Origin of the sequence: Psychrobacter sp. ER1 (assembly GCF_048631835.1) — a bacterium.
Taxonomy (GTDB): domain Bacteria; phylum Pseudomonadota; class Gammaproteobacteria; order Pseudomonadales; family Moraxellaceae; genus Psychrobacter.
In genome coordinates, this window is record NZ_CP184640.1 from 989,690 (window position 1) to 1,013,088 (window position 23,399).

The following is a 23,399-nucleotide window of genomic DNA, read 5'->3' on the forward strand; positions in this document are numbered from 1 at the left end:
CTACTGCGGTAGCCGTTTTTTTATTGCTATAATTCATCAACAAAGCGTACACCATTTTTTGTTAGTATGATTATTTACAGTAAGCTAGCTTTAACAAAGCTATGGAACTTATAACAAGATAACAAGTATAAAAAGGACACACTATGGAACTATTTGATGAACCGACAACCAAGACTCCAGAACAAAAACAAGCAATTTTAGACAATGTCCGTTTACCAGAAGATTGGAAAACAGCGTTAGCAGATGAACTAACGTCTGAGAATATGGACAATCTACGCGCGTTTTTAAAGGAAGCCTATCAGTCGGATGATAGTATCTATCCGCCTGCACCATTGATGTTCAATGCGCTTAATCTCACGCCGTTATCACAAGTCAAAGTGGTAATCTTGGGCCAAGATCCTTACCATCGTCCAGGTCAGGCTATGGGGTTATCATTTTCTGTTCCTAAAGCCATTCCAAAGCCACCATCATTAAATAACCTGCTCAAAGAAATGGCAGATGACATTGGCATTCGCCCTTCAGCGCATGGCGATTTGACATACTGGGCGCAGCAAGGCGTTCTCCTGCTTAATAGCTCATTAACTGTCCGAGAAGGCGAACCAAACAGTCATCAGAATAAAGGCTGGGAGCAGTTTACTGATGCTGTCATCGATGCAGTTAATGAACAGACAAAGCATACCGTATTTATTTTGTGGGGTAGTAAAGCCCAGAAGAAAGGTAAGTATATCGATACCGATAAGCATTTGATCCTGACAGCGGTACATCCATCACCACTGGCGGCAAACCGTGGCGGCTTCTTTGGTACTAAACCTTTTTCTAAAACAAATGATTACTTGGTGCAGTATGGCCAAACTCCAATTGACTGGCAATTACCACAATAAATGCAAAATATACAGAATATAAGCTTAATGCCATATCAATCTTCAACTATTCAATCCAACACCTTTTGGTCAGTTGAAGATGTTAAATGGATGCGAGAGGCAATTGAACTTGCTAAGCAAGGTGCTGAACGAGGAGAGGTGCCGGTAGGTGCGGTATTGGTACATGATCAGCAGATTATTGGCCAAGGGTTTAATCAACCCATTAGTAGCCATGATGCTACTGCTCATGCAGAGATAGTTGCATTAAGAGATGCTTGTACGCGTTTAGAAAACTATCGATTGCCGCTACAGACTACTTTATATGTCACTCTAGAGCCTTGTACGATGTGTATCGGCGCATTAATCCATGCGCGTGTAAACAAGTTGGTGTACGCAGCGAGTGAACCGCGTGCCGGGATGGTTGGTAGTCAAATGAACTTATCATTACAACCTTTTTACAACCATAGTATTCAAGCCTATAGCGGGTTATGCAGCGAGCATAGTAGTCAAATACTCAAGACATTTTTTCGTGAGCGTAGGCAAGCGGCAAAAAAGAATAAGGCCACTATGTAAACTCAAAATACTAATAAACAAGATATCAGTCTTGGTGCTAGTGGTCACGATGATTTTTTGCTATAATATTGCCCTATTTGATAGCACCCATCTTAATAGGCTATTAAAGACTTAACATACGAATAAATATTGTTTTATTAATGACATACGATAAACGATATAAGTAACGCATATTATTGAGTAAGTATTATGACTAGTTCTACACCTGATAATGTTTTACTCAATACAGAGAATAGCCACATCTCATCAGTGCGCTATCCTGTTATTTGTATCGATGGTCCTAGTGGCGCTGGTAAAGGTACTGTTACATGGCGTCTGGCACAAGTGTTAGGTTATCAGTTGTTAGACTCTGGTGCGCTTTATAGAATTGTTGGTCTAAAAGCCTTTCAAGCGGGTTTAATCAGCGCAGATGCCAGCCAACCAATTGACGAAGATGCTGTATTAACATTAACTGAAAGCTTAGAGATAGCGTTTGTACCAAACAATGACTCAGGACGTGTAGATATCATTGTTAATGGACAAGCGGTAGGTGAGCAAGTACGCAATGAAACGGTCGGAGGCTATGCATCACAGATAGCTGTCTTTCCACAGGTTCGTCAAGCATTGCTCAAGCTACAACAAGATATGGCCACTCGTTCTGGTTTAGTAGCTGATGGTCGCGATATGGGTACGGTTGTTTTCCCAGATGCTGATGTTAAAGTATTTTTGACGGCCAGTGCTGAAGCCCGTGCAGAGCGCCGTGTGACTCAGTTGTTGAACGCTGGTCAAACAGCAGATTTTGAAGCGATTTTAGCGACGATAAAAGAGCGTGATGACCGTGATGAAAATCGTAGTACAGCGCCGTCGAAGCCTGCGGCAGATGCTTTATTACTTGATAGTTCAGCGCTTAATGCTGATGCAGTATATGAGCAGGTCAAAAAGCATTGCCAAGATAAAGGTGTGTTTTTCACTAGTTAGTCATTTAATAGCTAGTAAAAACAACATATTAAGTACTAAAAAGTTTCCTATTAATCATTGTTTTAGTATAAAATAATACGGTTAAGTGAAATTTTATTGAAGCAGTAAGAAAAATTTAGTTTATTCAAGATGTTGTATTCGATATAAGACAGTTGTTGTTAGTCAGTTTTTATTACGATGAGCTCGCTATCAACAAACGTTTTTTTATATGATTGCATGGGATATAAAACCAGTATTTCGTTCTATACAATCATAAATTTGATCCGTACTGTGCTGGACAGGATACGGCTATACAAAGGTAGACATAATGGAATCATTTGCTGAACTATTTGAAGCGAGCATTGAAGAGCAGGGCCTAGATATCGAGCGTGGCTCGGTTATTACAGGTGCTGTTGTGGCCATCGATAGCGATTGGATCACAGTAGATACTGGTCTTAAATCTGAAGGTATCGTCGCTCGTGAAGAGTTTTTAAGCGAAGAAGGCGAACTTGAAGTTGAAGTTGGCGATAGCGTTGATGTCGTAGTTGAAGCGGTTGATAACGGCATGGGTCAAACCTTGCTGTCACGTGAGAAAGCTAAACGTGTTGAAACTTGGAACTTCCTTGAAAAAATCGCTGATAATGATGAAATCGTTAAAGGTATCATTTCAAGCAAAGTTAAAGGCGGTTTCACTGTAGATATCGGTTCAGTACGCGCATTCTTACCAGGTTCATTGGTAGATGTACGTCCTATCCGTGATACAACGCATCTTGAAGGCAAAGAGCTAGAATTCAAAGTCATCAAACTTGACCAGAAGCGCAACAACGTTGTTGTTAGCCGTCGTGCAGTTATGGAAGCTGAAAACTCAGCTGAGCGCGAAGAGCTATTGAACAAGCTTGAAGAAGGCATCGAGATCGAAGGTATCGTTAAGAACCTTACTGATTACGGCGCGTTCGTTGATCTAGGTGGTATCGATGGTCTATTGCACATCACTGACATGGCATGGCGCCGTATCAAGCACCCATCTGAAGTTGTTGAAGTTGGCCAAGACCTAAAAGTTAAAGTATTGAAGTTTGACCGTGAACGCAACCGCGTTAGCCTAGGTCTAAAACAACTTGGTACTGATCCTTGGGATAACGTTGGCGGCACTTACCCAGTAGGTAGTGTTGTAAAAGCTCGCGTAACCAACTTGACTGACTATGGTTGTTTCGCTGAGATTTCTGAAGGTATTGAAGGTCTAGTACACGTATCAGAAATGGATCATACCAACAAAAACATCCACCCATCTAAAGTGGTTCAAGTGGGCGATGAAGTTGAAGTAATGATTCTTGATATCGATGAAGAACGTCGTCGTATTAGCCTAGGTATCAAACAAACTCTAGCTAACCCATGGGATGAGTTTGATAAGAAACATGAGCGCGGTGATAAAATCACTGGTACTATCAAATCAATCACTGACTTCGGTATCTTTATCGGTCTAGACGGTGGTATTGATGGTCTTGTTCATCTATCTGATATCTCTTGGAACGAAACTGGCGAAGATGCTATTCGTAACTACAACAAAGGCGACACCGTTGAAGCAATGGTATTGTCTGTAGATGCAGAAGCTAACCGTATCAGCCTAGGCGTGAAGCAGTTAAGCTCTGATCCATTCAACGAATACCTAGTCAATAATGACCGTGGTGCTATCGTTAATGGTAAAGTAAAAGAAGTAGATGCTAAAGGCGCTACTATCGAACTTGCTGACGAAGTTGAAGCTTATCTACGTGCTTCTGAAATTCAACGTGACCGCGTTGAAGATGCAACTAAGCATCTGACTGTTGGTGATGACGTTGAAGCGAAAATCATCAGTGTTGATCGTAAAACACGCAACATCAATTTGTCTATCAAAGCGAAAGACGAAGCTGAAGAGCGTCAAGCGATTAAAGATCTTGGTAGCACCAACACTACTGCTGCTCCAGGTTCTGATGCACAGCCAAAAACTATTGGTGATTTGATCAAAGAGCAAATGCAGTAAGCTGTAAGCTATTGATATAAAAGTAATATAAAAAAGCGACTTCGGTCGCTTTTTTTATGATTAGATTTTATTAATACAGTTAGTAATAGAGGTTTTTAGCCAAATGGGAAAACTCTTATTCCCATTTACGCTAATATCCGCTATCATTTGCACCATTGAGCAACGAGATGATAGTTATAAGCTTTTTATAGTCATAATGTGATTCTGAAGATTTTTTAAAAGATTCAGTCTTTATAATTCAATTATCCAAACGCATTTCATGCTATAGAGCGTTGACTTATCATCAGCTTATCCATCAATCAACAAGGCAAGCTTAATAATGCAGCAAGCGATTAACAAATCCGAATTTATTAGTAATTTGAGTGCAAACTGTGACAACATGGCAGATACCGTGGTTGATGACGCAGTGCGTGAAATCTTAAACTTGATGACCCATACTTTAGCCAATGATGGCCGAGTCGAAGTTCGCGGATTCGGTAGTTTTTGTCTACATCACCGCCGTGCCCGTATGGGGCGCAATCCTAAGACAGGTGAAAGCGTACCTGTACCGGCTAAAGCGATTCCACATTTTAAGCCAGGTAAGGCCTTACGCGAAGCAGTAAACGATACGGTAGCAAACGGTTAATTAAACCAGCACTGGCTATCTAACCGTCAAAATTTATCATTCCAAACAGAGGTAACTGTCTCATGCGCTTTCTACTATTTGTATTGCTATTCTTGAGCTTTGCCTATTCACTTGGTTTGGTATTGGCAAATAATACTGAGGTCGGAGTCAACCTACTGTTTTCACAAGCACCTACGATGAATCTAGGGTTGCTACTTATTTTGTGTTTGATGCTAGGTATTGTTATTGGTATTTTACTGGCATTGCTTATCTTTCGTGTGCTGCAAAATAAGTGGGAAATCTCACGTCTGCAAAAAGCAAACGCAAATCTACAAGAGCAATTGACTCAAGCCAATACAGTTATCGATCGTCAAGCAAGCGCGCCAACAGTAGATGAAGCTGTTTATGGTGCTTCTGCTGCCAATGTACAAAGTAGTGACGCAACTAGCCTAACTGAAGGCTCTACTCTGTCCAAGCGTAGACGAGATTAAGTCGTTAAGTGATTTTTTAGGTGATCTGCTAGGTGATAGCTTAACGATCGCAGTACTGACCTCAAATACAATACTTTGATAACTTCAAAATATATGGTAAAACCATGAATAATGTAATTAACTCTCCAGTTGTCGTCGCTCTAGACAATATGACGGTAGAGGCGTCTCTAGCGTTAGCTGACCAGTTAGATCCATCTCAATGCCGATTAAAAGTCGGTAAAGAGCTGTTTACCCGTTGTGGCCCTGATATCATCAAGGCACTGCATCAACGTGATTTTGAAGTGTTCTTAGACTTAAAATTTCATGACATTCCGAATACCACTGCTCAAGCAGTGTTAGCGGCCGCTGAGCTTGGTGTATGGATGGTGAATGTCCATGCTAGCGCAGGGTTAGAGGCCATGTCGTTGGCAAAACAGCGTTTGCTAGATAGAGATCTTGATACCTTGCTCATCGCAGTTACCGTATTGACCTCTATGGATAGTGAAGCGTTGATGCAAACAGGCATCACTGATAGCTTAGATACCCAAGTGAGCCGACTAGCACAACTGACTAAGCAAGCTGGACTTGATGGGGTGGTGTGCTCGGCTCAAGAAGCAAAGGCACTTAAAGCATTATGTGGTCAGGATTTTAAACTGGTGACGCCTGGTATTCGCTTAGCTGAAGACAATGCAGATGATCAAAAACGTATCTGTACACCAAGTCAGGCGCTAATAGACGGTTCTGATTATTTAGTCATTGGTCGTTCGATCACTCAAGCTTTAGATCCTGCTGCTAAACTACAGACAATACTTCAAAGTATTTAAGTTTGAATAAATGTTAAGAAAAAGACAGCCTAAATGGCTGTCTTTTTACTTTTTGATGGTATAGAAAAAGCTGCTACACTACTTAAATTTATTCTTACAACCTTTCTAAAATATAATAACTATATTAAAAACGCTCATTTAGCTAAATATCAGTAGTACTGCTATGAGCGTTTATCGCTAATTAGATTTTTAATAATAACGCCACTAAATGATGTTGAATAATATGAAATTACAGATATTGAGTGACTTACATATTGATAGTTATGCACGTCAATCGCACCCCGTTGGACATATTCCTAAAACTGATGCAGATCTAGTATTGGTAGCAGGAGATACTGCTAATAGCGACAAAGGTATGCCGTGGTTGCAAGAACAAGCGGCGCGCTTAGAAGTTCCCCTGATTACTATCGCTGGTAATCATGAATACTTTGATGAAGACGTATTGAGCTTTGACCATAAACTGGCAACTTGGGATAACTATGATACTGTGTCTAAAAAAGGCGTTCGCGTCTTACAATGTCAGCATATCGATATCGGTGATATACGCCTTTTAGGTTGTACGCTTTGGACAGACTATCAGTATCATGCTAACGAAGATACCATGGCTGCTGCTAGGCATTTTATGCGTGATTACAAGCAGATTTACGCAGGCAACGAACTGTTTTCACCTGAAGTATCTATGCAGATTCATGCTGAGCATCGTCAGTGGCTACAGCAAGCTTTGATCGAATCTTATAAACTTGGTAAAAAACTGTGGTAATGAGTCATCATAGCGTCAGTGCGTTATCGGTGTCTGAAAAGTATGCCAATCTACCGAGTAATGCGGCTTTCGTTAGTGACTTGTCAGGATGGATGCACGAAGACTGGGCACCGATGCTATGGGTACACGGACATACTCATGAAGCATTTGATTATAAAATTGGTAATACGCGAGTGATTGTCAATCCACGAGCTTATCCAAATGAGGTTAGCAGTACGGCATTAGAGTTCGCGTGGGACAAAGTCATTGATGTTGGCTAGGACCGTGTGTAAATATTTGGCAAATCTCCATTTATTCTAGGTATAGACTCTTTTGAATAACGCATTTTTCGAAAGAGTACATAGTATTTATAAGATATATTGCAACTAGATTTGTCTGTGGTTCATTCCTGATAAGAAATCTGCTAGGCTTGCTGTCATGAGTAAATATTTGAATAACACCCTGTCAAAAATATCTGCTGACAAGCTTGCGAGTCACACCCCAAGCGCGCCTGCACCTTCGCACCTACCAGATAGCATGATCTCTTCCGTCAGTCTATTGCCTGAAAATAAGCGACTGATTCTATTTACTAGGCACTCTTTACGAGAGCGCTCTGATGGTAATGGTTTTGCCAGCTATCAGTTACCGTTGACTCCTAAAGGCCGTATACTGGCAAAGTCTTGGGGTCGTTGGTTATCAGGTCATCTACCATATTCGCTCGACGTCGATAGTATTTCTAGCCCCATTGGACGTTGTATCGATACCGCGCAGCTGATGCAAGAGGGGGCAGGACTACGGCGTGACATTACGCATCAATCATTGTTAGTTGAGCCTGGTAGCCTTGTCACTGAACCTGAAATAGCCAATCCAGTATTTAAAGAAATTGGCGTCCTGAACTTTATCAATCGCTTTTTGCAAGGCAATTTGGAAGGGACTAAAAACACCTATCAGGGCGGTTTGGATATTCTGTCGCTTTTTTACCAGAATCAGCCGCAGCATGGCCATCTGATGCTCGCTGTGAGTCATGATACGTTGCTATCTGCATTCTTAGCGGTTATGTTCGATGTGGTAGAGATTGATTGGAATGATTGGCCAAAGATGATGGAAGGCGTGTTCTTATGGTTCGATGATAAACCCTTTGATCAAGCGAGCGCGCATTTCATTTGGCGGGGTCAAGTATATACTCGGCCGATTAGTTCATTGTTAGACAGTTATCGTGCAGCTGGTTACCATCCTAGCAAGTTGCTATTGCCACCAGAAGTGCAGTGGAATTAATGTTTTGTTTAAACATTGAAATGAGTTGATAGAGCCCCTATTCGTCGAATACATTTTGAATAGGCATAAAAAACCTTGCCACGGTATTAGAACCAGTAACAAGGTTTTAATCATTACGCTATAAAAGCGAAATGCGGTCTAACCAATACAAATCTTAAGCTTGTAGGCCTTTGATTGTTTTGTTTAGGCGGCTCTTACGACGAGCAGCTTTATTCTTATGAATAATACCTTTGTCAGCCATACGATCAAGAACTGGTACCGCTTTTTGTAAGCTTCGGTAGCCGCGTCATAATCTTTAGCTGCGATAGCCGCATCAACACGTTTTAAGTAAGTACGAACCATAGAGCGTTGTGACGCAGAGTTCTGACGACGTTTGGTGTTTTGACGGGCGCGTTTACGAGCTTGTGCAGTATTAGCCACGCGTATCTCCTTGATAAAGATAGATAAAAATATGAATGTTGATTGCAATAATGGGTTTAACAATCATCGGTGACGAGCAGCCGTCTCGTCAAATATGATGTCGATGTCTGATATTAAAGTATCTAATATGAATAGATCATCGTAAGCGCCAGAGCTGTTTGGAATAATTAAACAGCGTTGACGTGTAAAGCCGATTATCTTAGCAAATTATTGAACTAAGGACAATATATTTGATGATTAATGCTCAAAGAAGTTACGTAATATCATCGAATTTGGGTCATTCTAGTAACTAAATCAATAGTAAGCGTTGATAGACGTAGAGGGTTGATAAAATCTCTTACAATATATCCTATATAATAGCGTCAGTTATTGAGGAATTTAGGTATGATATTCTAACGATAGACCTTGATATAGGTATTTTCTCATCAATATAGTTCATCTAATGTTATATAAGTGGATAGGATATGCAGCGAAAAGCAATTGTGATTGGCGCAACGGGGTTAGTAGGGCAGCATTTGGTAAAGCAACTGAGTGAGCTTTATGACACATTGATTGTGATTGCTCGTCGCCCGCCACGCTACATTAATGCCAGCATGCGTTTTTATCAAATCAATGATTTTGATAATCTCTCTGAAGTGTTTGCAAGTGTCGGTGCCGATCGAACCACGGATGCTTTTAGTTGTTTGGGTACGACAAAAAAGCAGGCTGGTAGTGATGAGGCGTTTCGCAAAGTAGATCGAGACTATAATGTAAACTTTGCCAAGTTATGTCGTGACAAAGGGGTAGAGAATTTCTTTTTACTCTCCTCAATGAATGCGGATATTGACAGTCGTTTTTTATACAATCGAGTCAAGGCTGAGACAGAGCAGGCTGTTATGGCATTAGATTTTGGCCAATTGGTCGTCTTTCGTCCGTCATTATTGCTTGGTAAGCATAAAGGTCGTCCGCTTGAGAGCATTGGTCAAAAAGCCTTTAGACTTATCTCGCCGCTCGTGTCAGAGTCACTATCGTTACATCCTATTTCTGCTAAACGCGTTGCCAGTGCTATGGCCATGAGTGCTCATGATATCTACCATCGTAGTAAATATCGTACTGAACCTCAAATTAAGCATATCGACATTATCGAAAATAAGCAGATGCTAGCGATGACCCGTGTCAAAAAATAAAAGGACAGTTTTTCTAGTGACAGATTCAGTCTCAAAACTGGAAAGCTACAGATACCGATTGTTAATTATGTCAGGACAAGTTTGCATTAGAACAAGAATACAAGAGTAAAAAATACAATAACTATTATCAAAGCATCAATAAGTATTTCAATAACAGTCAGTTGAATCACTAAAACAAGGAGCAGAAGCAATGTCAGAATCGATACAAATGGATAGAGGGACTTTTGTCACTTGTGATCTATTGGATGCCAATCCTGAGTCGCAAGTATGCTTACCAAATATCGAAGGTAAGTCATTCCGTCAGTTTGGTGCAAAAGACAAATTCTGCGGTGAAATCGTGACGGTCAAGTGCTTTGAAGACAATAGCCGTGTTAAGTCACTGTTGAATAGCGATGGCAAAGATAAAGAAGGCAATGGCAAAGTGTTGGTCGTTGATGGTGGCGGCTCTATGCGATGTGCATTACTAGGCGATATGATTGCACAATCAGCTATCGACAACGGTTGGGCTGGGGTTATTGTATATGGTTGTGTCCGCGATATTGATGACATGGCAGCGATGAATCTTGGTGTGATGGCGCTTGGTTGTATCCCGCGCAAATCAACTCGCCGTGATGAAGGTCAAACGGATATCGAAATCAGCTTCGGTGATTTGACGTTGAATTCGGGTATGTTTGTTTATGCGGATAACAATGGCATCATCGCTAGTGATAAACCACTTATCAGCTGAAGCTTTAGGCTTGGCTTGATTAGCAAAAGCGAAAACCTCAGCTGATAAGTTGGGGTTTTTTGTTATGTAACGACAGTTAAAGCGCAATAATCGTTGTTAACCCTCAATCATTAATGGGTAAACTCTTAAGTGACAAACCGTTACGGCATAAGTTTTGGTAATTGCTCAAATATTCGTATAATAGCTTTCTGACTCCTTAACTTTGATCCTATTCTTTATGCCTATTACTGCTTTGACTGACGCGTTTGACCCTATTAACCAGCAGTTGTTTCCTATCCAAAATGCCGAGCGGCGTTGGCTAGCGCCTGTCCATGGTGCGGTCAGCAGTTTATGGTTGGCAAGCTTGGTGCAAACGCCTATGTGGAATGTTGCCGAGCGCCTAAAAGTTGTGGTGGCACGTGACCAGAACCAACTTAATCAGATAGAGACTGAGCTGGCATTTTGCGGAGTCGATGCTTATGTGTTCCCTGACTGGGAGACACTGACTTATGATGAGCTATCTCCGCATCAAGACATCGTCAGTGAACGTATCAATCTGTTGACAGATATGCCAAAAACGGGCGTGCTGCTTATTTCAATACAAGCCCTCATGCATCGCGTCGCACCGCCAAGCTGGTTGATTGGACAGCATTTTGATTTAAGTGTCGGCGATCGTTTTGATATCAATACCCAACGTGGGCTATTGGCAAAAGCAGGTTACCGAGCGGTTGAAAATGTCTTTGAACCAGGTGAGTTTGCAGTACGTGGCAGTATTATTGATATTTTTGCCATGGGTCAGCCTTTTCCGCTACGTTTAGACTTGTTCGATGATGAAATCGAAACGATTCGCTTTTTTCATCCTCAAACGCAGCGTACATTGACTGCCGATGATTTGAAGGCGATGTTAACAGGCAATGATACCAGTATGGCAAAAGAGTCATTGTCACTACTGCACAAAATGCCAGATATCTCTAAACCTATTGACCAATTTCAAATCTTGCCCGCAAAAGAATTCCCGCTCGATGAAGGGCGTGAGACGTTCCGCACGAACTTTGCTGCGATGTTCCCTAATACCAGTAGCCGTAAGTCTGAGCTGCACAAAGACGTAATGGCAGGAATTGCTAGTAGCGGATTAGAGTATTATCAACCACTATTTTTTGACTTAAAAGACTGGAAGGCGGAGAGTAGTTTATTTTCCTATTTACCAAGCGATGCGTTATTTATCACCGATGAATTAATCAATGAAAAACAAGCTGATTACTGGTCACAAATCCAGCGCCGCTACGAAGAGCGTCGCCATGATATTGATAAGCCTATATTAGAGCCAGCAATGCTGTATCTATTATCTAACGCGCTTAACGAGCAGCTAAACCAGTATCCAAGAGTGATATTAAGTGCTCGTGATGAACTGGCTACGATGAATGATGTGGCAGTTTCAGAAAGTATAGATGCCTCACAAATACCATTGCCAGTGAGTGTCACTAAACAACAAGGACTGGTGACATTAAGTGCTCAAGAGCCGCCACAGTTAGCAGTCAATCATCAAAAGTCTGAACCATTATCCGAATTGCTCGACTTCTTGGATACGCAATCAAAGACTTCAACACCCGTACTAATCGTTGCAGAAACCGCAGGCCGTCGCGAGATTCTTATTGAATTGTTCAAAGGCAAAATTGACATCAAGGCGTACGATAGCTTTGAGGCCTTTCTAGCCGCAGATAAAACCAGCGCTATTAACAACAGTCACCTACCGCATGTCGGTCTGACCGTGGCACCGATCGAACGTGGTGTCTATGTGCCTGAACGCTTGGTGTTAATTAGCGAGACACAGCTGTTTGGTCGTCAAGTCTTACAGACACGCCGTCGTCGCCAAAGCGGGGTATCAGAAGAGTTCTTAGTCAAGAGCGTTACTGAGATAACAGATGGCAGTCCAGTGGTGCATATTGAGCATGGTATCGGTCGTTATAATGGCTTGATTACCTTAGATGTGGGCGATGGCGAGCAAGAGTTTATCCATTTAAAATATTCTGATGACGCTAGTATCTATGTGCCAGTGGCCAATCTGCAAATGATTAGTCGCTATAGTGGCGGCGATCCGGCCTTAGCACCGCTACATAAGATTGGTAGCGGCAAATGGGATCGAGCCAAGCAAAAAGCATTGGAGCAAATTCATGACGTCGCTGCTGAATTGCTCAATATGCAGGCAAGACGTGAGGCCAAAGTTGGTATTCATTTTAAGATAGACCCATCACAGTATGAGCTATTCGCTAGCCAGTTTGCCTTTGAAGAAACCGCCGACCAAGCCAATGCTATTCATGCGGTAATGGAAGACATGAGACAAAACCAGCCGATGGATCGTCTTATTTGTGGTGACGTTGGTTTTGGCAAAACAGAAGTCGCGATGCGAGCCGCCTTTATTGCCGTTAGTGCTGGCTATCAGGTTGCCGTACTGGTGCCTACTACGTTGCTTGCTGGTCAGCATGAAGACAATTTCCGTGATCGTTTTGCCGATTGGCCAGTTCGCATTGAAAGCTTATCGCGCTTTGGCGGCAAAAAACATCAAGAAATGGTATTGGCTGATTTGGCCGCTGGTAAAGTGGATATTGTCATTGGTACTCATAAACTGCTACAACCAGATGTGAAATTTGCCAACCTTGGCCTGATGATTGTTGATGAAGAGCATCGCTTTGGAGTGCGTCATAAAGAGCGTATCAAGGCCATTCAAACAGATGTGGATAGCATGTCTATGACGGCGACTCCGATCCCTAGAACACTTAATATGGCGCTCTCAGGTATGCGTGATATGTCGATTATCGCCACACCGCCTGCACGACGACTTGCCATCAAAACTTTTGTAATGCAAAAAACAGAAGCTTTGATGAAAGAAGCCATATTGCGTGAGTTATTACGTGGTGGGCAGGTCTATCTACTACATAATGATGTTGCTAGTATCGAGCGTATGGCAGAGACCATTCGTGACCTAGTTCCAGAAGCGCGAGTAGGGGTGGCACATGGGCAAATGCAAGAGCGTCAGCTTGAGCAGATCATGCAGCAGTTTTATCATAAAAAGTTCAACGTGTTGGTTTGCTCTACCATTATCGAGACGGGTATTGATGTGCCCAATGCTAATACGATTATCATTGAGCGTGCAGATAAGTTTGGTCTTGCGCAATTACATCAGCTGCGTGGCCGAGTAGGACGTAGTCATCATCAAGCGTATTGTTACTTACTAGTGCCTTCCCTTAAAGGCCTCAAAGGCGATGCCAAGCGCCGTTTGCATGCGATCGAGCGTGCTAATACTTTAGGTGCAGGCTTTATGCTGGCAAGTGAAGATTTAGAGATTCGCGGCGCAGGTGAGATATTGGGTAAGCAGCAAAGTGGTAATATGCAGGCGATTGGTTTTAGCTTATACATGGATATGCTTGAGCGTGCGACTAAAGCCATTAAAGCTGGCAAGGAGCCTGACTTAAATACACCATTGTCGTTGACCAGTGAAATCAATCTACACAGCTCTGCCCTCATTCCAGAAGAGTATCTACATGACGTGCATCAGCGCTTATTGTTCTATAAGCGTATTAGTAATACCGATGATAAAGAAGCATTGACGGATATTCGTACGGAGATGATAGACCGCTTTGGAGCACTGCCAGATCAAACCAAGCAGCTATTCGCTATTCATGGATTACGCTTACAAGCAGAGCCGCTTAAGATTAACAAAATTGATGCCAACAGTAGTAGTATGACGCTGGAATTTGCGCCAGATACTCCAGTTGATGCGTTAGCGATTATTAAATTGATCCAATCAAATGGTCAGCATTATCGTATGAATGGCGCATCTGGTATCCGTTACCAAAATAGCGATAAACTGGCCACACCGCAACAGCGCGTAACGGTCATACAAGAGCTGCTGCGCTATTTTAGCGAGCACATGGTGACAGAGCCTGCTTAGTACATGGCTAGATATCAGTAGGCTCAGTAGTCATATTAAACCAATAAATTATGGTGCTATTTTATCAACCCGATAACTGATAAAATAGCCCAACTAACTTTTTAACCCTCTGTATTTTATTTGCATTAAACAACAAGAGAACCGTCATTATGTTCCAACTTCATCATAAACTTGCTGCTGATAGTTTTTTAGTGGGGGATTTTCCATTATCCACTTGTCGTTTAATCAATGACTGCCAATTTCCTTGGCTGATATTAGTGCCACGTGTCTCCGGTATCAAAGAGTTATATGAGCTGTCTGAGGCAGATCAAACACAGTTTTTACGAGAGTCCAGCTGGTTGTCGAGTCAGTTAGCTAAAACCTTTCAAGCTGATAAAATGAATGTGGCCGCTCTTGGTAATCAAGTGCCACAACTTCACTTTCATCACATTGTCCGTTATCAAAATGACATGCAATGGCCAAACCCAGTATGGGGTGTGCCAGCTGTCCCATATACTAAAGAAGTATTGGCGCAAATGCAGCAAACATTGATGATGGCATTACGTGGTCATCACCAAATGCCGTTTGATTGGCAAATGTAATTATCATTCTATCCTGCATTCAATAAGAGTAGATTGAATTTAAATTCAATATATAAAAGAGAGGCCAGATACTTAAATGTATCTGGCCTCTCTTTATTTAAATTTTAATAAAACTGTAAAATAGCAAATAAACTAGACAAAAGGTCGTCTTTTAGTCATCAGTAACCTTGTTTTACCTTATTTCGAAAGTATAATATATTATTAGATATATCTTATGATAAATCGTCATAAGGGCAAATGATGCACGTGTGCTAGTGTGATATATCCTTGTCTCTCATATCGCTCGAAACATTTAAGTGAAACTCATATGACCTTCTCAGAGACACTAAAATCAAGGTCGCCGCTGAAAGATGCTGGAGTTTGTCGTTTCGATTATCCAGAAGTGTTCGTTTTAATAATGACGGTTGTTTTGCGTGCTATGTATTACGACTTCCGTCCTATCTCAATGGCACTATTGGTTATTATTACATTGCCAAGTCTCCTGATCCTGATATACAACTACCGACGTCAAACTAGCTTTTGGACGTCTAACATCGTTATTATTCTATTATCGGTTGTCATTGGCTCCCTACAATTTTGTATGATCATATCAATCAGCTTGGCTGTTTTGATTGGTATACGTATCATTCTTAGCCGGCCTGAGAACCAGCTCAAATTGCTTACAGTGTCATTTATAACGGCTATTGTTTTTTATTACGTGGTTACCATTTTAAGTAATGATGAATTGGACTGCGGTGATAGTTGGCTACCACCTACAGTACTGCTAGCTAGTATGATTGTTATCCTATGTCAGTTTCGACGTATGTATCAAGAATATATTGGTTATAAGGCTTCCGCCCATAAGGCAGCGGGACGCCTAAGCACGATGGTATCAGTGATCAATAAGCTTACCCGTTTTGTACCACCACAAATTTGGGAGCCTATTGTCAAATCGGATAGCCCTGTTAGGGTTTCTAATAAACGTGCAAAAATAACTATCATGTTTTCGGATATCGTCGGCTTTACCGAGCTATCTGATAGTCTAAGCTCTGATAATTTGGCAGATATACTTAATACCTATATGCATTGCATGACGTCGATCGCTAATAAGCATGGTGCAGTGCTTGATAAGTTCATTGGTGATGGTATGGTATGTTTCTTTGGTGAACCGAATAGCCGTGGCTCGCGTCAAGATGCACTAGATTGTGTGGCGATGGCAATTGATATGCGCCGAGAAATGCGCACTTTACGTCAAAAATGGCGGCTAATGGGGTTTGAAGGCTTATATATACGTGTTGGTATCACCACTGGCTACTGTCACGTTGGTAATTTTGGTAGTAATAGTCGATTAAGCTATACCATCATTGGTAAAGAAGCCAATTTGGCCTCTAGGCTTGAGTCCTGTGCGGGCAAAGATCAGATATTGGTCAGTGAAAGCACTTACGATTATATATGCCATAACTATGAATGCGAGCACGTTGCCGCATTTTGCTTGAAAGGTATTGATGAAAAGGTCGATGCATGGCAAGTACTTGATCCTAGTGCCAGTACAGGTCATCTGTCTAAATGGGTTGACCACACATTGCCTGGTTTCAATTTGCATTTGAATTTCAAGGATATGAAAGACAATGATTATCAAGATATTAGAGCTCGTTTGAATTTTGCGCTAGAACTCATCGAGCAAGAGGAAGAAAAAGTAGTAAAGGACATAGCAGCAGAAAGTAAGCGTGAGGATGCCAATCGCAAATAAGCGTTTCAAGTTTGATATATTAAAATCATATATAGAAAAAGGCCAGCTATGTGATAGCTAGCCTTTTTAATCTTAACTAGGAAGTATTATCAGTGTTTAATGATTTTCTTTAGCATGATTGAGGGTATATTTAGGAACTTCGATGGTCAAATCCTCGTCATCAAGCATGACCTGACAAGATAAACGTGAGTCAGGCTCTAGTCCCCAAGCACGATCAAGCAGATCCGCCTCGATATCATCCATCTCATCCAAACTGTTGAAACCTTTACGTACTACAACATGACATGTGGTACAAGCTTTTGACATCTCACAAGCATGCTCAATTTTAATGCCTTTTTCTAATAGTGCTTTGCATAAGTTTTCACCAGCTTGTAGCTCAACTTCTGCGCCTTCAGGGCAAATTTCGTGGTGGGGTAGTACGGTAACTTTTGGCATAAATTATCTGTCCGATGCTAATCAATTTAAAAAATATTAGAAGTTAGCTTAACGTGTCAGTTAAGCTATATATGTCGATGTATTTATTACCAGTCTTTGGCACTAGTACCGGCCATACTGGTCTTGACGCTTTGATTCATAATACGTGCAGCAAAGGCATCACTATGTGGTTTGAGCTGTGCTTGTTGCGTTTCAATAAGTGCTAAGTCATCAGTGCTAAGAGAGTTACGTAGCGCTTGTATATTCTCTGCTAGTGACTGTTGTTCTTCGACAGAGAGTAATGCTGCAAATTCGTTAAGTGCCGACTCTAGGGCAAGTACTTCACGTTCCGCTTCTACTTTAGTCTCAATTAAAGACCGCGCATTTTTGTCTTCTTCTGCGTATTTAAACCCTGCAACCAGCAACTGTTCTTTTTGCTCATCTGATAGACCATAAGAAGGCACAATCTCGATTTTGCTTTCTGTTTTGGTCGTAGTTTCTTGTGCACTGACAGTAAGCTGACCATTAGCATCAATACTAAAGGTAACTTCGATACGAGCAAACCCAGCTTTCATTGGCGGGATGCCATACAGCTCAAAACGTCCAAGTGAACGACAGTTCTCTACCGTCTCACGTTCACCTTGCACCACGTGAATCACCATGCCTGTTTGACCATCTTGATAAGTGGTAAACACTTGACGTTTCTTCACAGGGATTGGCGTATTGCGTGGAATAAGTACTTCGACCAAACCACCCATGGTCTCAAGACCTAATGATAATGGCGTCACGTCCAATAACAATAAATTGTTTTCACTATCACCATTAACCAATTGATGAGCAGTTTGGGCAGCACCTAAAGCAACTACCTCATCTGGATTCAGACGGCAAAGTGGCTGCTTAGCAAAAAATTCAGTCACAACTTGCTGTACTGCAGGCATACGAGTCGAGCCGCCCACTAAGATAACTTCATCTAGATCTGTAGTAGACAGCTTGGCATCGCGTAGGACTTGTTCGCACACGCTTAGGGTACGGCGGCTAACAGGCTCTACGATAGTTAGCACGTCTGTACGGCTTAATACGCCTTGATAAGATTGATCATTGACAGTGACATTGATGTCCACTTGCTCAGCATCAGTCAATGCTTGTTTATAAGCTTTTGCTTGTTGAGCTAGTATTGATTTGTCGTGCAGGCTTACGTCTTTTGGATCGATATTTAATTGTTTAATGATCCAATTGGTAATAAGACGATCGATATCATCGCCGCCTAGTGCGCTATTACCACCAGTTGCCAACACTTCAAAGACACCATCGGTAAGCTTTAAGATAGAAACGTCAAAAGTACCACCGCCCAAATCATAGATTAAGTAATAGCTCTCTTTTTTACTGTCTTCTGATGATTGGTCAAGCCCGTAAGCGACCGCAGCGGCCGTTGGTTCATTTAATAAGCGAAGTACGTTGATACCCGCTGCTTGAGCGGCATCTTTGGTTGCTTGGCGCTGTGCTTCATCAAAATAAGCGGGAACCGTAATCACGGCACCTTCAATACTATCTGCAGGTAAAGCGCTTGCTGCACGTTGCTCAAGAGCGGCTAGTATACGCGCCGATACTGCAACAGGAGAAACCTCACCTTGAGCCGTTACAAATGCAGGCATATCATCTTTATTGCCAGATAACTCATAAGGATGAGAGAATTTGATATCAGCTTGACTACGACCCATAAAACGCTTAGCCGAGACGATCGTATTTTTTGGATCATCTGCTAAATGAGCTAGGGCGTCATAGCCAACCAATGGCGTACCAGTAGCTGGATAATAGACAACAGACGGTAATAATGTATCTGTCGCTGCGCCTGCCTCTAAGACTTGTGCCTTACCTGAACGCACCACAGCAACCAACGATCGTGTAGTACCAAGGTCGATGCCCAAGCCAAATTTATGTTGGTGAGGTTGAGCGCTTTGATTGGGTTCAGCAATTTGCATTAAAGACATAAGGATAACTCAGAGATAAAATAAATAAGTGAAATGGAGCAAATATAACATATGCAGTACGAGAGCTTAACGTCGGTAATCTCATTCCATGGAATACGGATTCTGACAGTTTGATGCGCTTAGACTCAAAGATTATACGGTATCACGGTCACTATTTTAAACAAATATATAGAATTTAGCTTATTAGTGAGAGTCATAACCACAGATGTTTAGACGTATAAGTCATCATCATCTGAATGCGATGAATTTGCAACATCATCAAGCCCAGTCGTCACATCAGCATTTAGCTTAACTAAAAATTTTAGCTTCTGTGTCGCATCAATCGCTGTTTGCCAATCTTGATTTTGATAAGCACTGTTGAAGCGTTCAGATTGTATTGCTAGACGATTTGTAATTTGAGGATGTAATTGCTGCAAGGCTACAAGATCTTTGTCTTCGATAGCATCATCTAGATCCATACGCATCTGCATCGCATCTTCCAAAAAGTCTAAATCTGCGATTGAGTGCTCTATGTTTTGTGCTTGATCTGCCATGTCTAATAAATAACCGGCACGACTATCAGGAGCGCTTAGCGTTTGATACGCTTGATTAATTAAAGCCGACGCTTTTTCAGACTGCAACTGTGCTTGAACCATATCGGTCTGGTTTTTGGCGACATTATCAGGATGAAAGCGTTTTTGCAGCAATCGCAAACGTTGCTCTAGATTACTTTGGTTGATTTCAAATTGTACAGGCTGCTCAAATAGGGCAAAGAAGTTATCAAACTGTGGTTCTGAAGTAATATCTGTCATAATCTGATGCCTTGCTTTTTATTTATTTTTGAAGTCATGACCTAGCTAAGAATACTGAATCGCTTGGCTACTTAACTACATTAACCTTTCTTCATGGCTATAGCAGAGATACTGCACTATTCTTATGAAAGCTTGTTGAAGCATAAATCTATCAGTTTTCAGCCATTGAACCATTAAACTGTGAAAGACTCACCGCAACCACATTCACCCTTTTGGTTAGGGTTGGTGAATTTAAAGCCTTCGTTTAGACCTTCCTTTTCATAATCCATCAACAAGCCGTCTAAATACACGAGGCTTTTAGGATCAATAAAGATGCTAACGCCGCGACTTTCATAACGCGTGTCGTTTTCATCAGGGGTATCTACAAACTCTAAAACGTAAGCCAAGCCCGAGCAACCCGCCGTACGGATACCAACTCGAATGCCTTCGCCTTTGCCGCGATTGTCCAAAAAGTCTCGAACATGCTGAGCGGCGCGTTCTGTCATTTCAATCATGCCAACTCCCATTGACTATTAATCATAAATATCAATAAAAAAATCTAGATAAACTGACAACCAGAATTACAAGATTGCCAAAACAATAGGCTTGCGACTATTAGAAAACAAAAGGTGACAATTACATAAGTGTCATTGTCACCTCTTTAGCGTCAGTAGCGATTACACATTGCTACTTTAGCGTTGCTAGTACAACATAGCGCATACGCTAGCAGGCTTAGCCTAGTTTAACTTAGATCGCAGCTTCTTCTGCTGGAGCTGCTACGCCATGCTTACCTTTATAGTCGCTAATAGCGGCTTTAATAGCGTCTTCTGCAAGTACAGAGCAATGCACTTTTACTGGTGGTAATGCTAGCTCTTGAGCGATATCGTTGTTTTTGATTTCGCCAGCTTGATCCAAGCTCTTGCCTTTTAGCCACTCAGTAACGAGCGAGCTTGAAGCAATCGCTGAACCGCAGCCATAAGTCTTGAAACGTGCATCTTCGATAATACCATTATCGTCGACTTGGATTTGTAGACGCATTACATCGCCACATGCTGGGGCACCGACCATGCCGGTACCAACGTTTTTGGCGTTTTTGTCAAGATTACCAACGTTGCGTGGGTTTTCGTAATGATCAATAACTTGGTCACTATAGGCCATGGGGTTTTCTCCTAGTTAGATGATGAGTAGTCGTTTATCAACTTTAAATGTCTAACTACTCATCGATAATTGGGGTCAAACGCTTAATTTAATTGTCTGATCAATTGTTTAATAAATATATATTGCTAGCTATGCTAAAAAGCTATATTAGAAATTAGTGCTCAGCCCACTCGACTGAGTTTAAATCAACACCTTCTTGGTACATATCCCAAAGTGGTGATAGAGCACGTAGTTTATCAACAGCTTCATGCATCTGTTTGATAACAGTATCGATGTCTTCATCAGTGGTATAACGGCCGAAGCTGAAACGGATTGAGCTATGTGCTAACTCATCTGGGCGACCAATTGCACGTAGTACATACGATGGCTCAAGCGTCGCTGATGTACAGGCTGAACCTGATGATACCGCTAAGTCTTTAAGTGACATCATCAATGACTCGCCTTCAACGAAGTTAAAGCTGATGTTTACAATGTTTGGTACGCTATTCTCAAGATCACCATTTAAGTAAATCTCTTCGATGTCTTGTAGGCCATCCCAAAGCTTTTGACGTAGTTTGGCTGCATGTGCGTGATCTTCTTCATAGCGCTCATTGGCCAAAGCAAATGCAGCTCCTAGACCAACGATCTGATGCGTCGGTAGAGTACCTGAACGCATACCGCGCTCATGACCACCGCCGTGTTGTTCAGCTTTCAAGCGAATACGTGGCTTACGACGAACAAACAATGCGCCGATACCTTTAGGACCGTATGCTTTATGACCTGAGAAGCTCATCAAATCAATTTTCATTTCTTCAAGATTGATTTTTACTTTACCAACAGACTGTGCACCATCAACATGAAAAACTACGCCAGCTTCGCGAGTGATTTCACCAATCGCTGCAACATCAGTAATAGTACCAAGCTCATTGTTTACCATCATAAGTGATACTAAAATCGTATCATCACGTAGTGCTTCTTTTACTTGCTCTGGCAGGATAAGACCTGTGCCTGGCTGTGGCTCAAGATACGTAATCTCAAAACCTTCTTGCTCAAGCTCACGGCAAGTATCTAATACAGCTTTGTGCTCAATTTTACTGGTAATGATATGTTTGCCACGAGACTGATAGAAATGTGCTGCACCTTTAATGGCTAGGTTGTCAGACTCAGTTGCGCCAGAAGTAAAGACGATTTCGCGTGGATCAGCGTTGATTACTTCAGCAACTTGACCGCGAGCAGTTTCTACTGCTTCTTCCGCTTGCCAGCCGTAACCATGTGAGCGTGAAGCTGGGTTACCAAAGACACCATCTACAGTCAAATACTCGCTCATTTTAGCAGCTACTGATTTAGCAACTGGGGTAGTGGCGGCATAATCTAAGTATATAAGGTTGTTATGTTGGCTCATGCTGGGTTTGCCTCGCTGTTCGATAGATTAATAGTATTAATGTCTTTTATGGAAATATCTTTTGTAGAGATGTGCTGACGCTCTGAGACTGACTGCACGTTTTCCATATCTAATAATTGCGCTAATGTTATATTTTTCAAGTACTGTTCGATATGATTCGACAGTGCACACCACAGATCGTGAGTTAGGCACATTGTACCACCTTGACAGTCACCGCGTCCTTCACACTGCATCGCGTTTACTGACTCATCAACCGCAGATATGATGCTCATCACATCTATCTCATTCAATGGTTTAGCTAGGTGGTAACCACCTGCAGCACCGCGAATACTCGTGACAAGGCCGCGTTTACGAAGTTTAGAAAATAACTGTTCAAGATACGATATTGAAATCGATTGTCGTTTGGCGATATCGGATAATGATACAGCACTGTCTTGCTGGCTGGTCTGTAATGCCAAATCTAATAATGCGGTAACAGCGTATCTGCCCCGAGTAGTCAAACGCATGTGTTATCTCCAAACTTAATGTCATTTATGTTTAACAACGATCTTAGCCAAAGGTTTTAATAAGTACTCATAAGATAAAAAGAGCAACCAATAATACGTCAGCTAAGTTTTGTCTTATCGTTATTGAACAACAGATGATTAACCCGATGTGTGCAACGATTAAGGTAATTATACTTAATCCCGAGTAATTTAGTCAAGATTAAAGTGTGGTTCAATGGTTAATCAAGCTTATTGCTGTAATTGATAAAAACAATGATGTTTAGAAGAGATATATGAGTGAGACATAAGTAGCTTAATTCGTCTGCTACAAATATATTTGACTAAGTAAAAAAT

At 41.6% G+C, this 23,399-nt stretch carries 22 protein-coding genes and 1 pseudogene; 15 read left to right on the forward strand and 8 right to left on the reverse strand.

Features of this window, described 5'->3' with window-relative positions; translation table 11 throughout:
- Nucleotides 1-143 precede the first annotated feature (143 nt).
- The 10 genes from ACOBWA_RS04570 (at nt 144) to ACOBWA_RS04615 (ending at nt 8,298) form a co-directional block, all read left to right on the forward strand.
- The gene (locus ACOBWA_RS04570; RefSeq protein ID WP_201605546.1) at nt 144-881 is read left to right on the forward strand and encodes a uracil-DNA glycosylase; all 738 of its coding nucleotides are present in this window, start codon (nt 144-146) and stop codon (nt 879-881) included.
- Nucleotides 882-971: 90 nt separating this feature from the next.
- Complete coding sequence (gene tadA / locus ACOBWA_RS04575) at nt 972-1,433, forward strand: tRNA adenosine(34) deaminase TadA (protein ID WP_420230332.1); 462 nt, start codon at nt 972-974, stop codon at nt 1,431-1,433.
- 189 nt (nt 1,434-1,622) lie between these two features.
- Nucleotides 1,623-2,390 carry a (d)CMP kinase gene (cmk, locus tag ACOBWA_RS04580; RefSeq protein WP_420230333.1) on the forward strand — a complete coding sequence of 256 codons (768 nt, stop codon included), beginning with the start codon at nt 1,623-1,625 and terminating at the stop codon, nt 2,388-2,390.
- A gap of 307 nt (nt 2,391-2,697) precedes the next feature.
- Nucleotides 2,698-4,386 carry a 30S ribosomal protein S1 gene (rpsA, locus tag ACOBWA_RS04585; protein WP_057759193.1) on the forward strand — a complete coding sequence of 563 codons (1,689 nt, stop codon included), beginning with the start codon at nt 2,698-2,700 and terminating at the stop codon, nt 4,384-4,386.
- Between the two features lie 319 nt (nt 4,387-4,705).
- The gene (locus tag ACOBWA_RS04590) at nt 4,706-5,011 is read left to right on the forward strand and encodes an integration host factor subunit beta (protein ID WP_057759195.1); all 306 of its coding nucleotides are present in this window, start codon (nt 4,706-4,708) and stop codon (nt 5,009-5,011) included.
- 62 nt (nt 5,012-5,073) lie between these two features.
- Nucleotides 5,074-5,481 carry a lipopolysaccharide assembly protein LapA domain-containing protein gene (locus ACOBWA_RS04595; RefSeq protein ID WP_102091942.1) on the forward strand — a complete coding sequence of 136 codons (408 nt, stop codon included), beginning with the start codon at nt 5,074-5,076 and terminating at the stop codon, nt 5,479-5,481.
- A 104-nt stretch (nt 5,482-5,585) separates the two neighbouring features.
- Nucleotides 5,586-6,284: an orotidine-5'-phosphate decarboxylase gene (gene pyrF, locus ACOBWA_RS04600; protein ID WP_420230334.1), complete on the forward strand. Its 699-nt coding sequence runs from the start codon at nt 5,586-5,588 to the stop codon at nt 6,282-6,284.
- Nucleotides 6,285-6,492: 208 nt separating this feature from the next.
- Complete coding sequence (locus tag ACOBWA_RS04605; RefSeq protein WP_420230335.1) at nt 6,493-7,044, forward strand: metallophosphoesterase; 552 nt, start codon at nt 6,493-6,495, stop codon at nt 7,042-7,044.
- Entirely contained in the window at nt 7,044-7,304 is a 261-nt protein-coding gene (locus tag ACOBWA_RS04610) for a hypothetical protein (RefSeq protein WP_420230336.1), read from the forward strand. Before ACOBWA_RS04605 ends, ACOBWA_RS04610 begins: the two co-directional genes overlap by 1 nt.
- A gap of 157 nt (nt 7,305-7,461) precedes the next feature.
- Complete coding sequence (locus tag ACOBWA_RS04615) at nt 7,462-8,298, forward strand: histidine phosphatase family protein (protein ID WP_238053188.1); 837 nt, start codon at nt 7,462-7,464, stop codon at nt 8,296-8,298.
- Nucleotides 8,299-8,452: 154 nt separating this feature from the next.
- Here the strand turns inward: ACOBWA_RS04615 and rpsT are convergent.
- Nucleotides 8,453-8,718, reverse strand: a pseudogene (gene rpsT / locus ACOBWA_RS04620) (30S ribosomal protein S20).
- A 464-nt stretch (nt 8,719-9,182) separates the two neighbouring features.
- Between rpsT and ACOBWA_RS04625 the strand changes: the two are divergent.
- From ACOBWA_RS04625 to ACOBWA_RS04645, 5 genes are all read left to right on the forward strand, one after another.
- Entirely contained in the window at nt 9,183-9,884 is a 702-nt protein-coding gene (locus ACOBWA_RS04625; RefSeq protein ID WP_420230337.1) for an NAD-dependent epimerase/dehydratase family protein, read from the forward strand.
- 208 nt (nt 9,885-10,092) lie between these two features.
- On the forward strand, nt 10,093-10,611 hold the full coding sequence (gene rraA / locus ACOBWA_RS04630; RefSeq protein WP_420230715.1) for a ribonuclease E activity regulator RraA: 519 nt from the start codon (nt 10,093-10,095) through the stop codon (nt 10,609-10,611).
- A gap of 217 nt (nt 10,612-10,828) precedes the next feature.
- Nucleotides 10,829-14,539: a transcription-repair coupling factor gene (gene mfd, locus ACOBWA_RS04635; RefSeq protein ID WP_420230338.1), complete on the forward strand. Its 3,711-nt coding sequence runs from the start codon at nt 10,829-10,831 to the stop codon at nt 14,537-14,539.
- 149 nt (nt 14,540-14,688) lie between these two features.
- The gene (locus ACOBWA_RS04640) at nt 14,689-15,120 is read left to right on the forward strand and encodes an HIT domain-containing protein (protein WP_057759208.1); all 432 of its coding nucleotides are present in this window, start codon (nt 14,689-14,691) and stop codon (nt 15,118-15,120) included.
- A 307-nt stretch (nt 15,121-15,427) separates the two neighbouring features.
- Complete coding sequence (locus ACOBWA_RS04645) at nt 15,428-16,849, forward strand: adenylate/guanylate cyclase domain-containing protein (RefSeq protein WP_420230339.1); 1,422 nt, start codon at nt 15,428-15,430, stop codon at nt 16,847-16,849.
- 96 nt (nt 16,850-16,945) lie between these two features.
- On the opposite strand, the gene fdx is transcribed toward ACOBWA_RS04645, so the two are convergent.
- From fdx to ACOBWA_RS04680, 7 genes are all read right to left on the reverse strand, one after another.
- Nucleotides 16,946-17,284, reverse strand: coding sequence for an ISC system 2Fe-2S type ferredoxin (fdx, locus tag ACOBWA_RS04650; RefSeq protein ID WP_101206134.1), 339 nt, complete (start codon nt 17,282-17,284; stop codon nt 16,946-16,948).
- An 86-nt stretch (nt 17,285-17,370) separates the two neighbouring features.
- Nucleotides 17,371-19,251: a Fe-S protein assembly chaperone HscA gene (hscA, locus tag ACOBWA_RS04655; protein ID WP_420230340.1), complete on the reverse strand. Its 1,881-nt coding sequence runs from the start codon at nt 19,249-19,251 to the stop codon at nt 17,371-17,373.
- 209 nt (nt 19,252-19,460) lie between these two features.
- Nucleotides 19,461-20,042 (reverse strand): Fe-S protein assembly co-chaperone HscB, encoded by a 582-nt coding sequence (gene hscB / locus ACOBWA_RS04660; protein WP_420230341.1) that lies wholly within the window; start codon nt 20,040-20,042, stop codon nt 19,461-19,463.
- 173 nt (nt 20,043-20,215) lie between these two features.
- Nucleotides 20,216-20,536 (reverse strand): iron-sulfur cluster assembly protein IscA, encoded by a 321-nt coding sequence (gene iscA / locus ACOBWA_RS04665; RefSeq protein WP_021814983.1) that lies wholly within the window; start codon nt 20,534-20,536, stop codon nt 20,216-20,218.
- A 232-nt stretch (nt 20,537-20,768) separates the two neighbouring features.
- Nucleotides 20,769-21,179, reverse strand: a complete 411-nt coding sequence (gene iscU / locus ACOBWA_RS04670; RefSeq protein ID WP_057759218.1) for a Fe-S cluster assembly scaffold IscU — start codon at nt 21,177-21,179, stop codon at nt 20,769-20,771.
- 154 nt (nt 21,180-21,333) lie between these two features.
- Nucleotides 21,334-22,560 (reverse strand): IscS subfamily cysteine desulfurase, encoded by a 1,227-nt coding sequence (locus ACOBWA_RS04675; RefSeq protein ID WP_420230342.1) that lies wholly within the window; start codon nt 22,558-22,560, stop codon nt 21,334-21,336.
- Nucleotides 22,557-23,066 carry an Rrf2 family transcriptional regulator gene (locus ACOBWA_RS04680; RefSeq protein WP_420230343.1) on the reverse strand — a complete coding sequence of 170 codons (510 nt, stop codon included), beginning with the start codon at nt 23,064-23,066 and terminating at the stop codon, nt 22,557-22,559. The genes ACOBWA_RS04675 and ACOBWA_RS04680 overlap by 4 nt, the downstream gene beginning before the upstream one ends.
- Nucleotides 23,067-23,399: the final 333 nt, after the last annotated feature.